Source organism: Actinomadura sp. NBRC 104425, assembly GCF_030269545.1.
GTDB lineage: Bacteria > Actinomycetota > Actinomycetes > Streptosporangiales > Streptosporangiaceae > Spirillospora > Spirillospora keratinilytica.
In genome coordinates, this window is the sequence record NZ_BSTN01000001.1 from 545,800 (window position 1) to 559,913 (window position 14,114).

General features: G+C 71.0%; 9 protein-coding genes. 3 read left to right on the forward strand and 6 right to left on the reverse strand.

All coding sequences use genetic code 11. The features are described from left to right. Positions 1 to 6: 6 nt before the first annotated feature. The 4 genes from smpB to ftsE all read right to left on the reverse strand — a co-directional run bounded on the left by smpB (position 7) and on the right by ftsE (position 3,605). Complete coding sequence (smpB, locus tag QSK22_RS02535) at positions 7 to 480, reverse strand: SsrA-binding protein SmpB (RefSeq protein ID WP_285492257.1); 474 nt, start codon at positions 478 to 480, stop codon at positions 7 to 9. Positions 481 to 484: 4 nt separating this feature from the next. Beyond that, entirely contained in the window at positions 485 to 1,735 is a 1,251-nt protein-coding gene (locus QSK22_RS02540) for a S41 family peptidase (RefSeq protein ID WP_285492258.1), read from the reverse strand. Positions 1,736 to 1,838: 103 nt separating this feature from the next. After that, positions 1,839 to 2,744, reverse strand: a complete 906-nt coding sequence (gene ftsX / locus QSK22_RS02545) for a permease-like cell division protein FtsX (RefSeq protein ID WP_285492259.1) — start codon at positions 2,742 to 2,744, stop codon at positions 1,839 to 1,841. Positions 2,745 to 2,915: 171 nt separating this feature from the next. After that, positions 2,916 to 3,605: a cell division ATP-binding protein FtsE gene (gene ftsE / locus QSK22_RS02550; protein WP_285492260.1), complete on the reverse strand. Its 690-nt coding sequence runs from the start codon at positions 3,603 to 3,605 to the stop codon at positions 2,916 to 2,918. Positions 3,606 to 5,240: 1,635 nt separating this feature from the next. Between ftsE and QSK22_RS02555 the strand changes: the two genes are divergently transcribed. Then, complete coding sequence (locus tag QSK22_RS02555; RefSeq protein ID WP_285492261.1) at positions 5,241 to 5,423, forward strand: hypothetical protein; 183 nt, start codon at positions 5,241 to 5,243, stop codon at positions 5,421 to 5,423. An 85-nt stretch (positions 5,424 to 5,508) separates the two neighbouring features. On the opposite strand, the gene QSK22_RS02560 is transcribed toward QSK22_RS02555, so the two are convergent. Next, positions 5,509 to 6,570 (reverse strand): DUF8094 domain-containing protein, encoded by a 1,062-nt coding sequence (locus tag QSK22_RS02560; protein WP_285492262.1) that lies wholly within the window; start codon positions 6,568 to 6,570, stop codon positions 5,509 to 5,511. Between the two features lie 165 nt (positions 6,571 to 6,735). On the opposite strand from QSK22_RS02560, the gene prfB reads away from it, so the two are divergent. Beyond that, positions 6,736 to 7,863 (forward strand): peptide chain release factor 2, encoded by a 1,128-nt coding sequence (prfB, locus tag QSK22_RS02565; protein ID WP_285492263.1) that lies wholly within the window; start codon positions 6,736 to 6,738, stop codon positions 7,861 to 7,863. A gap of 99 nt (positions 7,864 to 7,962) precedes the next feature. Next, positions 7,963 to 8,934, forward strand: coding sequence for a DUF8094 domain-containing protein (locus tag QSK22_RS02570; RefSeq protein ID WP_285492264.1), 972 nt, complete (start codon positions 7,963 to 7,965; stop codon positions 8,932 to 8,934). 93 nt (positions 8,935 to 9,027) lie between these two features. Here QSK22_RS02570 and QSK22_RS02575 read toward each other — a convergent pair whose 3' ends face one another. Then, on the reverse strand, positions 9,028 to 13,866 hold the full coding sequence (locus tag QSK22_RS02575) for an NAD-glutamate dehydrogenase (RefSeq protein ID WP_285492265.1): 4,839 nt from the start codon (positions 13,864 to 13,866) through the stop codon (positions 9,028 to 9,030). Positions 13,867 to 14,114 lie beyond the last annotated feature (248 nt).

The following is a 14,114-nucleotide window of genomic DNA, read 5'->3' on the forward strand; positions in this document are numbered from 1 at the left end:
CACCCTTCACCGTCTCCTGAACCGTGCCGCGACCGCCCGCCGCATCTCCCGGTCGGCTTCGCGCTTGGCGATGGCCTGCCGCTTGTCGTAGGTCTTCTTACCACGGGCCAGGCCGATCTCGACCTTGGCCCTGCCGTCCTTGAAGTACAGCGACAGCGGGATCAGCGTCCAGCCCGCCTCCTCCGCCTTGCCGGCGATCTTGTCGATCTCGCGCCGGTGCAGCAGCAGCTTGCGCGGGCGGCGGGGGGCGTGGTTGGTCCAGGTGCCCTGCAGGTACTCGGGGATGTGCACGTTCTCCAGCCACACCTCCCCGTTCTTGACGTGGGCGTAGCCGTCGGCGAGCGAGGCACGGCCGGCGCGCAGCGCCTTAACCTCCGTGCCCATCAGCACCAGGCCCGCCTCCCACGTGTCGTCGATGTGGTAGTCGTAGCGGGCGCGCTTGTTCTGCGCGATGAGCTTGCGCCCTGTCTCGCGTGACACGTGATCAGCCTCGGTCCTTGTCCAGCACGTCGCCCGAGCGCGGCTCGGGCATTGCGGCGAGCAGCCCGCGCAGCACCTCCTGGGCGCGCCGCTCCGCCTCCTTGGGGGGACGGTCCGCGGAGACCGCCACGTCCGGGTCGATCCCCACGCCGTCGAGGTTACGGCCGCTGGGCGTCCGGTAGCGACCGACCGTAAGTTCGATCGCAGATCCGTCGGCCAGCCGAATGGGTTCCTGCACCGACCCTTTCCCGTAAGTACGGGATCCTACGATCACCGCGCGGTCGCGGTCGCGCAGCGACCCCGCGACCACCTCGGCGGCGCTGGCGGTGCCGGCGTCGACCAGCACGACCAGCGGAATCTCGGCGTCGCCGGGGCGGGTGACGTCGCGCCGCTCGGTGATCATGCCGCGCTCGCCGCGCCGCTCGTAGGTGACCACCGGCCCGCCGGGCAGGAACGCCGAGGCCGTCTCCACCGCCTCGTCCAGCAGCCCGCCGGGGTTGCCGCGCAGGTCCAGCAGCACGCCGCCGCGGGGCCGGCCGGACGCGCCGGTCAGCGCGCCGCGCACCGCGCGGCCCACGCCGCGGGTGAACGCGCCGATGCGGATCATCCGGGCCCGGTCGGCCAGGTCGGCGACGGTGACGTCGCTTCCGGCGACGGGGCTGCGCACCAGGTGGAACCGCCGCTGCTCGCCGTCGCGGTCGACGCTCAGCTCGACGCCGGTGCCCTGCCGGCCGCGCAGCGCCGCGGCGACGCGGCCCGCGTCCCAGCCGGCGACGTCGGCGTCGCCCACCTTGGTGATCACGTCGCCGACCCGTACGCCCGCCCGCTCGGCCGCCGACCCGGGCTGGACGCTGGCCACCCGGACGCGCCGGTCGCCGGACCCGTCCGGCGCGGACGTGCTGCGCACGCCCCCGCCGCCTGTGCCCAGCCAGAGTCCGACACCGCTGTAACGGCCGTTCATGCGTCCCTGGAAGTCGTCGAACTCGCTGGCCGAGTAGTAGCGGGCCCACTTGTCGCCGAGGGTGCGCAGCATGCCGTCGATGGCCGCGCGGTCCAGCGCGCCGCGGTCGACCGGCTGCGCCGCCGCCCGGCCGATCCGCGTCGCCGCCTCCTCCAGCAGCGACGTCCCGGCCGATCCGCGCGCCCGCCGCTCGGCGGGGGGCCCGCCGCCGGTGATCATTCCGGCGGCATACGCGCACACCACCGCGACCACGACGGCCGACACGCGCAGCCCGCGACCGGTCAACCGGAACATGCGGTCAGTTTATGCATCGCGCCTCCGGCGGAAGGCTCCGACGGTCGGTGGGGCGGCGTGGCGGACGGCGGGACCGGCCGGGGCGCGGCCCCCGCCTGCACCGTCAGATCTTCAGGTAGCGGCGCAGAGTGAGGAACGAGGCGATCGCGCACAGCAGCACGCCGAAGCAGATCGACACGATGGTGACGGCCACCACCGTCCCCCAGCCGAGGTTGCTGGCGAACTGCATCTGGCTCGCCACCCGGTCGACCAGCATGAACTTGCTGAGCACCAGCAGCCCCGCGGCGAACAGCCCGCCGATCAGACCGGCGATCGCGCCCTCCAGGATGAACGGCATCTGGATGTAGGTGTTGGACGCGCCGACCAGCCGCATGATGCCGGTCTCCCGCCTGCGGTTGAACGCCGACAGCCGCACCGTGTTGCCCACCAGCAGCACCGCCGCGATCACCTGGATCAGCGCGATCACCAGCGCGGCCCACTGCAGGCCGCCGAGGATGCGGAAGAAGCGGTCCAGGATCTGCTTCTCGTTGATCACCTGGTCGACGCCGGGGCGGGCGAGCATGGCCTGCGCCACCGTCTGGTGCTTCTCCGGGTCCTTCAGCCGGACTCGGAACGAGTCGGGAATGTCACCCTCGCGGGTGCTCTGCACGAACCCCGGGGTGGTGGAGAAGCGCTCCTTGAACCGCTGCCAGGCCTGCGCCTTGCTCTCGTACTCGACCTTGGCGACCTCCGGCAGCTTCTCCAGGTCCGCCTTGATCTGCTGCTTCTGCTGCTCGGTGGCGTCCTGCTTGTTGCACTGCGGGTTGGAGCTGGTCTTGGCGCACAGGAAGATCGACACCTCGATCTTGTCGTACCAGTAGCTCTTGGACGACTCGACCTGCGCCCGCACCAAAAGGCCGGTACCGAAGAGCGCCATGGCGATGGCGACGGTGATGACCAGGGAGACCGTCATCGTGAGGTTCCGGCGGAGACCGATCCAGATCTCCTGGAGAACGAACTGTACGCGCATGCCTCGCTGTCCTTGATCGCCTGTGCCCCGCCGGGAGCGTGCGTCCGGTCAGGCTCTGTCAGTCTCTTCGGTCGGTCCGGGTGGGTCGGTGTCGTCGGTCGGAAGCGGGCCGCTTCCACGCGACGGAAGGTACGCCCGGGGCCCGCGCCAGGTTCACCCCGCGCCGACCCGTCAGTACGCCTGGCCGTACACGCCCCGCGACTGGTCGCGGACGACCCGGCCGTCCTCCAGCTCCACGACGCGCTTGCGGAAGGCGTCCACGATGGCGGCGTCATGGGTGGCCATGACGACGGTGGTGCCGGTGCGGTTGATACGGTCCAGCACCTTCATGATGCCGATCGAGGTGGCCGGGTCGATGTTCCCGGTCGGCTCGTCGGCCAGCAGGATCATCGGCCGGTTCACGAACGCCCGGGCGATGGCCACCCGCTGCTGCTCGCCGCCCGACAGCTCGTGCGGCATCCGGTGCGCCTTGCCCTCCAGGCCGACCAGGTCGACGACCTCGGGCACCACCTTCTGGATGAAGCGCCGCGGCTTGCCGATGACCTCCAGCGCGAACGCCACGTTCTCGAAGACGTTCTTGTTGGGCAGCAGCCGGAAGTCCTGGAACACGCAGCCGATGCGGCGGCGCAGGTGCGGCACCTTCCAGTTGCTGAGCCGGTTGAGGTCCTTGCCGGCCACGTGCACGTGCCCCTGGGTGGGACGCTCCTCCTTGAGGATGAGGCGCAGGAAGGTCGACTTGCCGGAACCCGAGGGACCCACCAGGAAGAGGAACTCCCCCTTCTCGATGGCGACGTTCACATGCTGCAGTGCGGGCCTGTTCTGGCTCTTGTAGACCTTGGTGACGTTATCGAAGTGGATCACGGCGGTTCAGCACCATTCCTGCGAGGGACCCGCGCGGTCACGAACGGGAGGAATCGCGTCTTCCATCTTGTCGCCGCACGAAGCGGACTGTAGTTTGTCGGTAGCGGTTCGTGAGCGGAGGCATCCGGCCCCCGCGGCCCACCGACCCGGCGGGGCCATGGAGCCGCAGCGTGCACTCCGCGCCCTCGGGTCACCGGCCGATGCCGGTCGAGCGTGCCGCCCTCCGGCCCGTTCGTCAACCCGCCTGGGGCGAGATGATACTCCGCTTGGGGCGAGCCATGGTCGCATGCCGGAGGCATGCTCCCCGGCGCGCTTCGTCTTTCTCCCAGGGGGGCGACCCCCTGGAACCCCCGTTGGACCTTCAGTAGCGAGCAGCAGCGGCCCATCCGCCACAGCGTTCGGAGACAGGCCGACAGAAGCACGAACCGTCGGGTCCGTCACACCCCGGCCACCAGCCCGCAGCCCAACCGCCACCGCACGTGGAGACAGCCACGGACGCACGCCGGAAGCATGCTCCACGGCCCTCTCCACCACACTCCCAGAGGGACGACCCCCCAGGACCCCCGTCACTGCACTCGGGGCCAGCCACGGTCGCACGCTGGAAGCGCGCTCCCCGACTCGCTCCGCCTCTCCCCCAGGGAGACAACCCCCGGGAACCCCCATCACGCCCCCACCGACGACCCCCGACAGCCGTTCGGAGGAGCGCAACGGACGCATGCCATCGCCACGCTCTCTCTTTTCGAAAGAGCACCCTGTCGGGACGTCCGTCCCGGCAGCGCCGGCCTGCAACGGCCGAACGGCCGTGCTGCTAGGCGAGAGTGACGATTGCATGCCGTCGGTGTGGTTCCCGGCACACTCTCCCTTTTCTCCGGCAGAGCGCCCCCTCGGGGCTTCCGTCACACCTCCGCGGACGGACGGCAGCGGCCCAACGGCCACGACGCTGGATGGCGGCCATGGACGCGTGCTGGAGGCATGCTCCGTCGCTTCCCCGAAAGCTTCCCGGGCGCGGGTCACAGCAGCGGCGCTGGACTGCGGCGGCTGAACGGTCGCTGCGCTCGGGGAAGGCCACGGCCGCATGCCGTCAGCGCGCTCTCCCGCTTCTCCGGGGAAGCGACCGGTTGGGGACTTCGTCACACCTTCGGCGTCGGACGGCAGAAGATCGGCTGCCGTGGTGGTCGGGGGGTGTGACGGCTGGAGCCCGGGGCGCTTTTCTCTTACGGAGCGAGTGGGTGGGAGGTCTGCCGCGCCTTGGGCGGTGCCATGCGGCGTCGGTGCGGGGGCTCTGAGCGAGGCCGTCGAGGTGTAGTCGTAGGCCATCGGCACACTCCCACCTCGTTCCGGCAGTTCCTCTGTCATGGGGACCGCAGGCCCCTTGGAGCCCCTGGAGGGCGGAGCCGGCCGGTGTCCGGGGGTCGGGGTTTCCGGGCGGCCCGGCTCCTTCGGTGAAGGGGCTTCCCGGTCCGACCGTCCGGACCGATCGGCCCCCGTGCAGTGTAGGGGCGGAGATCGATCGCCTCGACCGGTCCACGCCCCGGCACGCTAAGGGACTTTACAGTCGGGATAGGCTGAATGCTGGCGAACGAGTGCTTTGGTTCTCAAGCGACAGGTACGCATTCCAGCGAGAGAGGCAGCCGAATGAGCTGCGAACATCTGATTTGCGCCCGCTGCTCGGGTCCGGTGGTCGAAGGCCGCTGCCCGACCTGCCGGAACGCCCGCGCCGAGATGCACCGCCACGGCGGCCCCTTCTCCCCCACGGTGATCCTGGCGGTCCTGGTCCTTCTGTTCTTCCTGGCGCTGGCTCTGCAGCGGATGTACTGAGCCCCCCGCTGCCCGCCGGGCCGTGCGAAACTTTCACAGCCCATGTGACCGGGCGGCGGGGCGTGGCGATCGCCACAGGCAGCGGTCAGGAGGTGCGCGACGGCCGGGTGCCGGCCTTGGTGATGGTGCCCGCCTGAGCGATGATGTCGGCCTTGGCCTTGCCCTTCTTGCTGCGGGGCGGGTCGGTGACGGCGAACTGGAAGACCTCGGACGTGGTGATGTCGCTGCCCTCGTCCGTGCCGTCGAGCAGGTGGGCGGCCTCGGGCGGCACCGGCGGCTTGGCGCCCTTCTCTGCGTCGTCGGCGGTCAGCTGGCCGTTGCGGGCCAGGGAGTAGAGGACGAGCCCGCCGTCGTCCGCGGTGCGCAGGGGGAAGATCGGGAACGACGTGGCCACCGTCACGAGCTGGAGGGTCAGGTCCTTTTCCTTGGCCTTGCGCACGGCCTTGCGCACCTGCGTGTAGTAGCCGGTGGTGTACCTGCCCGTCCGCATGACCTTGCGGGCCACGCTGTCGGAGCCCTCGGAGGCGAGGGTCGCCTGGATGCCCGGAACCTCGCGCGGGCGGATCAGTATCGTGTCGTCGGTGGTGCTCAGCGCGGTGGCGTAGCCGTCGTCGTCCACCGCGATCTTGGGCAGCTTGGTCTTGGGCAGCAGCTCGGTGGTCAGGCTGAGGCGCCAACGGTCGCCGGGGCTGCGGCGGATGAACGCCATGAGCGCGGTGCGGGTGCTCTTCGGCTTGCCCTGGACGGTGCGCGGCACGGCCGCCACGAACCAGTGCGGGTAGATGTCGGTCTTGAGCTTGGGGACGATCAGTTGCGGCTCGCCGTACTGGTAGCGGTTCACCGGGTCGCCGTCGTAGGCGGCCTTGCGGAACTCGGCGGCGGTCAGCTGGGACTGCCCGTCGGACGTCCAGGTGAGGGCCAGCCGTTCGTCGCCGGCGGCGCGAGCGACGTCGTCGTTGGTGACGAAGGCGCGGAACTCGCGTTCGGCGACCTGGTGGGTCAGCGGCTCCGGCTCGGACGTGGTGGCGGTGACCAGCACGGTGGGCCGGGCCTCGGGCTCGCTGCCCGCGCAGCCAGCCGCCGCCAGCGTCACGGCCGCGGCGACCGAGGCGGCGCGAAACGACCGCCACATCGCTTTCGCCGCCACGCCTGCCCCCGGCTGTTCCGAGCGGTCCGTTCCGCTGATCCGATCCGCCATGCTGATCCGTGATTCTGCCATCCACAGCCTATTGATCGAACGCGTTGATCGAATCCCCTGCTCGGACGGGCGCAGCCGCCCGGGGCACTGCCGCGACGGCGATAAGCTCTCAGTGTGGCAGCCATCGACCCGCAAGAGCGGCTCAAGGAGCTCGACTCGACGCTGACCGGCATCGAGCAGGTCCTCGACCTGGACGGTATGCGGCGCGACATCGCCGAGCTGCGCGAGCAGTCCGCCGACCCCGAGCTGTGGAACGACCAGGAGCGCGCGCAGAAGGTGACGCGGCGGCTGTCGTACCTGGAGAGCGAGCTCGGCCGGGTCGAGGGGCTGCGGCAGCGGCTGGACGACGTGGCCACGCTGTACGAGCTGGCCGCCGAGATGGACGACGCCGACACCCGCCGCGAGGCCGACGACGAGGTGGCCGCGCTCGGCAAGGAGATCCAGCAGCTCGAAGTGCGCACCCTGATGTCGGGCGAGTACGACGAGCGCGAGGCGCTGATCACCATCAACGCCCAGGCGGGCGGGGTGGACGCGGCCGACTGGGCGCAGCAGCTGCAGCGCATGTACCTGCGCTGGGCCGAGCGGCACGGCTACCCGACGGAGATCTACGAGACCTCCTACGCCGAAGAGGCCGGGATCAAGTCGACGACGTTCACGGTCAAGGCCCCCTACGCCTACGGCACGCTGCGCGGCGAGCACGGCACGCACCGGCTGGTGCGCATCTCCCCGTTCGACAACCAGGGGCGGCGGCAGACCTCGTTCGCGGGGCTGGACGTGGTGCCGGTGGTGGAGCAGAGCGACCACATCGAGATCGACGAGAACGACCTGCGCATCGACGTGTACCGGTCGTCCGGGCCCGGCGGCCAGGGCGTCAACACCACCGACTCGGCGGTGCGGATCACCCACCTCCCCACCGGCATCGTGGTGTCCTGCCAGAACGAGCGCAGCCAGCTGCAGAACAAGGCCACCGCGATGAGCGTGCTGCAGGCCAAGCTGCTGGAGCGCAAGCGGCAGGAGGAGGCGGAGAAGATCTCCTCGCTGCGCGGCGAGACCACCACCAGCTGGGGCACGCAGATCCGCAACTACGTGCTGCACCCGTACCAGATCGTCAAGGATCTGCGCACCGGCGTGGAGGCGGGCAACCCGGCCGCGGTGCTGGACGGCGAGATCGACGAGTTCATCGAGGCCGAGATCCGCTGGCTGCGGCAGCGCGAGGCGGAGGCCCAGGGCGCCGCCGAGTAGCCACCGGCGTTCAGACGGTTTTCCAATCCGCTGCGTGACCTTGCGGTCACTCTGCGATGATGGCGGGCGGTTCTGCACTCGTCCTCTTGGGGGCCCGCCATGCGCGTCCGCGCAGCCGTCGTTCTGCCCGTCCCGGTCCTGCTGCTCGCCGCCGCGTGCGGCGGGGGCGGCGGGTCGAAACCCGCTCCGGCGCTGAGCAAGGCCGAGGCGCAGCGCGTGCTGGCACGGTACGCCGACGCCGCCAACAAGGCGGGGCAGCGGCTGGACGGCGACGCGCTCGCCGCCGTCGAGACCGATCCGCAGCTCGCCATGGACCGCGCCGCGTTCCGGCTGAGCCGCGCCGCCCGCCGTCCGTTCACGCCGGTGCGGTTCGTCAAGTCCGTGTTCTACATCCCGCGGCTGAACGGGTATCCGCGGTGGTTCGCCGCCGACACGGTGACCTCCGCGACGCCGCCCGGCGCCGCACAGCCCCGCACCACCCGGCACGCGCTGGTGTTCACGCAGGCCGCGGCGGGGGCGCCGTGGCTGCTGGCCGCGTCCCCGCACCCGGGCGGCGACGAGATGTCCCGGGTGCGGCTCGACGGCGACGGATACGCCCAGGCGGTGGCGCCGGGCGCGTCCGGGCTGGCGGTCAGCCCGTCCCGGATCGGCGCGGCGCATGCGGCGCTGCTGAGCGGCGGGCCGCAGGCGCCGGGCGCGGGGGTGCTGGCGCCGGGCCCGCAGACCACGCAGTCCTACAACGCGCTGCGGCAGGCCCAGCTGGGGCTGCGCAGGAACGGGGTGCGGCTGCACACCCGGTTCGCCCCCGACTCCTCGCCCGTGTACGCGCTGCGCACCAAGGACGGGGGCGCGCTGGTGTGGTACGTGCTGCGCCAGCAGGAGCGCTACCGGGCGGCGCGGCTCGGCAAGCTCGCCGTCACCGGCGACCTGACCGGCCTGGCCCCCGCCAAGGCGGCCCGCACCCGGCTGGACGCCACCGTCCTGGTGCAGTACCTGGCCACCGTGCCGGCCTCCGGGCACGCCGCCGTCGGCGGCATGTACCGCAAGGCCGTCGCGGCGAAGGCCTCCTGATCACCGCCGGGTGCCGGTGCGGGTCCCCTCGTACCGACCGCTGCCGTGGAGACGCACCGGCGCCCGACGGTCACTTCGCCCGTGTTCCGGCGCTCACGCCTCCGTCGACGGCAGCGCGCTGGCCGTGACCAGCGTGCGGATGGCGCCCAGCGCGACCGACAGGGTGGCCAGGTCGAAGCTGTCGCTCTCCCAGATCTCCGAGAGGGTCTGCTGGGCGCGGCGCACCGCGACGCTGTTCTTCTCCGACCAGTGCGCCAGGCGCTGCTCGGGCGGGGTGCCCGACTCGCTGGTGATCAGCACGTCGCGGGTCAGCGCGGCGTGCGCGGCGTACAGGTCGTCGCGCAGCGCGGAGCGGGCCATCGACCGCCACCGGTCGTCGCGCGGCAGCGCGATGATGCGTTCACGCAGCCGGGACAGCTGCAGCCGGTCGGCGACGTCGAAGTAGACCTCGGCGACCTCCTCCACGGGACGCCCGGTGTCGTGTGCGATCTCGACCAGGTCGAAGGTGGAGAAGGCGGGCACCATCATGGCGGTCGCCTCGGCCACCTCGTCGGGCACGCCGCGTTCGGCGAAGCCGTCGCGGCGCTGCTCGAACGCCACCAGGTCCAGGCCGACCAGCACCTTGGGCAGCAGCGCGCCCAGGGTGCGGGCGCCGTCGGCGAAGAAGTCGATGGTCTCGCGGATGTCGAACGGCGGCCGCCGGTTGTGCAGCAGCCAGCGGGCGCCGCGCTCGGTGAGCTTGCGCGCCTCCAGCCGCATCCTGATCTGCGTGGACTCGTCGACCTGGTGGGTCAGCCCCTCCACGGTCCGCCAGAACCGCGGCATGTCGAACACCTCGCGCGACACCAGGTAGGCGCGGGCGATGTCGGACGGGGAGGCCCCGGTCTCCTCGTTCACCCGGAACATGAACGTGGTGCCGGAGTTGTTGACCAGGTCGTTCACCACCGCGGTGGTGATGATCTCGCGGCGCAGCGGGTGCCGGTCCATGTAGGGGCGGAACCGCTCGCGCAGCGGGGTCGGGAAGTAGTCGACCAGCCAGGACTCCAGGTACGGGTCGTCGGGCAGGTCGGAGGAGTTCAGCTCGGCGTCCAGCGACAGCTTGGCGTAGGCCAGCAGGACGGCGAACTCCGGGCCGGTCAGGCCGTGCCCGGCCTGGCGGCGTTCGGCCAGCGCCTTGTCGTCGGGCAGGAACTCCAGGCGCCGCTTGAGCCGGCCGTCACGCTCCAGCTTGCGCATGTACCGGGTGTGGACGTGCAGCATGGACCGGGCCTGCGCCCGGGCCGCGGCCAGCACCACGTTCTGCGCGTAGTTGTCGCGCAGCACCAGCTCGGCGACCTCGTCGGTCATCTCGTACAGCAGCTGGTCGCGCTGCTTGCCGGTCAGCTCGCCGTCGCGCACCGCCTGGTCGAGCAGGATCTTGATGTTGACCTCGTGGTCGGAGGTGTCCACCCCGGCGGAGTTGTCGATGAAGTCGGTGTTGACCAGGCCGCCGCGGCGGGCGAACTCGATCCGGCCGAGCTGGGTGACGCCCAGGTTGCCGCCCTCGCCGATCACCTTGCAGCGCAGCTCTGAGGCGTCGGCCCGCACCGGGTCGTTGGCCTTGTCGCCGACGTCGGCGTTGTTCTCGGTGGACGCCTTGACGTAGGTGCCGATGCCGCCGTTCCACAGCAGGTCCACCGGCGCGCACAGCACGGCGTGGATCAGCTCGTAGGGGGTCAGCGCGGTGACGCCCGGGTCGAGGCCGAGCGCCTCGCGCACCTCCGGGGTGATCTTGATGGACTTGGCGGTGCGCGGGTACACGCCGCCGCCGCGGGAGATCACCGAGGTGTCGTAGTCCGCCCACGAGCTGCGCGGCAGCTTGAACAGCCGCTCGCGTTCGGCGTAGGAGCGCTCGGGGTCGGGGTCCGGGTCGAGGAAGATGTGCCGGTGGTCGAACGCGGCGACCAGCTTGATGTGCCGGCTGAGCAGCATGCCGTTGCCGAACACGTCGCCGGACATGTCGCCGATGCCCACGACGGTGAAGGGCTCGTTCTGCACGTCCTTGCCGAGCGAGCGGAAGTGGTACTTCACCGACTCCCAGGCGCCGCGGGCGGTGATGCCCATCGCCTTGTGGTCGTAGCCGACCGAGCCGCCGGAGGCGAACGCGTCGCCGAGCCAGAAGCCGTAGGAGGCGGCGACCTCGTTGGCGATGTCGGAGAACGTGGCGGTGCCCTTGTCGGCGGCCACGACCAGGTACGGGTCGTCGCCGTCGTGCCGCACCACGTCGGGCGGCGGGACGACCTTGCCGTCGACGAGGTTGTCGGTGATGTCCAGCAGCCCGGAGATGAAGTCGCGGTAGCAGGCGATGCCCGCGTTCATGAACGCCTCGCGGTCGGAGGCGGGCGGCAGCTGCTTGCCGACGAAGCCGCCCTTGGCCCCGGCCGGGACGATCACGGTGTTCTTCACCGCCTGCGCCTTGACCAGCCCGAGGATCTCGGTGCGGAAGTCCTCGCGGCGGTCCGACCAGCGCAGCCCGCCGCGCGCCACCGACCCGAACCGCAGGTGCACGCCCTCCACCGTGGGCGAGTACACGAAGATCTCGTAGGTGGGGCGGGGCTGCGGCAGGTCCGGGATGCGCGAGGGGTCGAACTTGATCGACAGGTACGGCTTGCGCTGGAAGTGGTTGGTGCGCAAGGTGGCCTCGAACATCGCCAGGTAGGCGCGCAGGATGCGGTCCTCGTCGAGGCTGGCGACCTCGTCCAGCAGGCCGCACAGCTCCTCGTGGATCGCCTCGCTGCGCTCGTCCTCCCCGCCGGCCAGCGCCGGGTCCAGGCGGCTCTCCCAGTACCGCACCAGCAGCCGGGTGATCTGCGCGTTGCGCAGCAGCACCTGCTCGATGTAGCGCTTGGAGAACGTGGTGCCGATCTGCCGCAGGTACAGGGCGTAGGCGCGCATCACCATCGCCTGCCGCCAGTTCAGGCCGACGTGCAGGACCAGCGCGTTGAACCCGTCGTTTTCGATGTCACCGCGCCACAGGGCGGCGAAGGCGTCCTGGAACAGGTCCTTGATGTCCTCCTCGGGCACCCCCTCCGGCGGGTCGTAGCGCAGCCCGAGGTCGTAGATCCAGGCGCGGGGCCGGTCGGCCGGGCGGATCTCGTACGGCCGCTCGTCGATCACCTCGACGCCCATGTTGTGCAGCAGCGGCAGCACCCGCGACAGCGAGATCGGCGGGCCCTGCCGGTAGAGCTTCAGGCGCCGCTCACCGGGCTCGGCGCCGTACGGCTCGTACAGGTTGATGGAGGTCTGGCCGTCCTCGGTGAGCTCCTCCAGGCGGCGCAGGTCGGCCACGGCGGTGCGGGCCGGGAAGTCGGCCTTGTAGCCCTCGGGGAAGGCGTCGCCGTAGCGGCGGGCCAGCACGCCGGAGCGCTCCTCGCCGCACTGCTCGACGATGGCGTCGGCCAGGTCGTCGGCCCACGAGCGGGTGGCGGCGGCCAGCCGGGCCTCCAGCTCCTCGACGTCCACGTCGGGCAGCGGGCGGCCGCGCTCGCCCCGCACCACCACGTGCAACCGGGCCAGGACGGACTCGGTGACGTTGGCGCTGTAGTCGACCGAGACGCCGTCGAAGGCGTTCTTGAGGATCTCCTGGATGCGCAGCCGCACCCGGGTGGTGTACCGGTCGCGCGGCAGGTACACCATGCAGGACATGTAGCGGCCGTAGGCGTCCTTGCGCAGGAACAGCTTCAGGTGGCGGCGTTCGCGCAGCCGCAGCACGCCGAGCGCGATCGACAGCAGGTCGTCGACGGAGATCTGGAACAGCTCGTCGCGCGGGTAGGTCTCCAGGATCTCGATCAGGTCCTGGCCGTCGTAGCTGTCGGGGGTGAACTCGGCGCGTTCCAAAACCTCGGCGAGCTTGCGCTTCAGGACGGGCACATGCGCGATCGAGGCGCTGTAGGCCACATGCGTGAACAGGCCGAGGAAGCGGCGCTCGCCGATCACCTCGCCGTCCGGCCCGAACTTCTTGACGCCGATGTAGTCCAGGTACAGGGGCCGGTGGACGGTGGACCGCGAGTTGGCCTTGGTCAGCACCAGCAGTTGCTTCTCGGTGGCGCGTTCGCGCACCTCGGGCGGCAGCGCGGCGAAGCTGTCGGACTCCTGCTTGTCGGCGCGCAGGATGCCGAGGCCGGTGCCGGGCTCCGGGCGCAGCGCCGTGCCGTCGCCGGTGAGCGTGTAGTCGCGGTAGCCGAGGAAGGTGAAGTGGCCGTCGGCCAGCCAGTCGAGCAGTTCGACGCCCTCGTCCAGCTCCTTGTCGGGCAGCGGCGGCGGGTCGTAGCGCAGGCTGGTGGCGATCTCGCCGGCCCGGGCGCGCATCTTCGGCTCGTCCTCGAAGGCGACCCGCACGTCGTTCAGCACGCGCAGCAGGTCTTTTTCCAGCTGCTCCAGGACGGCGCGGTCGCTGGTGCGGTCCACCTCGATGTGGATCCACGACTCGTCCAGGTCGGTGGCGTTGCCGAGCTTGGGGCGGAACGCCTTGAGGTGCCCGGCCACGTCGCGGTCGACGCCCAGCAGCGGGTGGACGATCAGGTGGGTGGTCAGCTGGTGCCGGTTGAGCTCCATCGTGACCGAGTCGACCAGGAACGGCATGTCGTCGGTGACCACCTGCACGACGGTGTGGCCGGGGTCCCAGCCGTACTCCTCCACGGTGGGGGTGAACACCCGCACCTTGGCCCGCCCCTGCGGCCGCTCCTCGCCGAGCAGCCGGTGCGCCATGGCGGGGCCGAAGATATCGACCAGATCGCGGTCCAACAGGTCCTCGGGTGCCACATGGCGGTAGTAGAGGCGCAGGTATTCGACCGCGTCGTCGAGGTCGATCCCCTTGCTCCCCGGGCCCTGCGCCCAGGTCTGCGCCGCGCGCCGCAGCACATCGTCCTTCGCTTGATCGAGCTTGCCGCCCATCGACTCTCCCCATCGAGACTCTTCCCCCGGGCGGGGGGCGTGGGAGGGCGTCCCCCCACGAGCAATGTCGCCACCTCGTTGTGGCGCTGCTCACTGCGTCAGCGTAACCAGGAAAAGCCGCAAAGCCGACCCGAGCGCCCGGGACACGGCCGTGGCCTTCCCCACGTCTTCCCGCTGTCTTCGATGTCCTGTGGCCGCGTCTTCACCGCGCTTTCGCGTGCCGGTCCGGCCGCCCGCGGGCGGCCGGA

Excerpts from the sequence above, each read along its gene's own strand:
- ftsX (WP_285492259.1), bottom strand. The coding sequence starts at position 2,744 with ATGCGCGTACAGTTCGTTCTCCAGGAGATCTGGATCGGTCTCCGCCGG.
- QSK22_RS02575 (WP_285492265.1), bottom strand. The coding sequence starts at position 13,866 with ATGGGCGGCAAGCTCGATCAAGCGAAGGACGATGTGCTGCGGCGCGCG.
- QSK22_RS02555 (WP_285492261.1), top strand. The coding sequence starts at position 5,241 with ATGAGCTGCGAACATCTGATTTGCGCCCGCTGCTCGGGTCCGGTGGTC.
- QSK22_RS02540 (WP_285492258.1), bottom strand. The coding sequence starts at position 1,735 with ATGTTCCGGTTGACCGGTCGCGGGCTGCGCGTGTCGGCCGTCGTGGTC.
- QSK22_RS02570 (WP_285492264.1), top strand. The coding sequence starts at position 7,963 with ATGCGCGTCCGCGCAGCCGTCGTTCTGCCCGTCCCGGTCCTGCTGCTC.